Genomic DNA, 308 nt, shown 5'->3' with positions numbered 1-308 from the left:
AACTCCCACTGTCATAAGTGGAAGTACAAAGCGCATTTTGATCGATCTGGGTTTTTGTTTTGTCCACATAAAAGAACACAGTCTTTACAGCATAATCACCTTAATATTTTTCCCAATTCTACACGATTTTGGTTAATATCTTATATCTTATTACCAAATTCACACACTGAAGTAACCTATCACCATACATTTTAATATTCTTACTACAACAAAAGTAAGCTCTCTCCCTCATTTATTGCATTTTATATTATAAACACACAGTATCCACTAACTCGTGATTTTATACCCATTTTTGTCAGTAAAGGTCC

Annotated in this window: 1 pseudogene; it reads right to left on the bottom strand. The window is 32.5% G+C overall.

The window, feature by feature from the left end:
* Nucleotides 1–69, bottom strand: a pseudogene (locus ACFIK8_RS11860) (septum formation initiator family protein); the annotation flags it as partial.
* Nucleotides 70–308: the final 239 nt, after the last annotated feature.

This window comes from Bartonella sp. MR168JLCBS (genome assembly GCF_042194175.1).
This window is presented reverse-complemented; position numbering and strand designations above follow the sequence as displayed.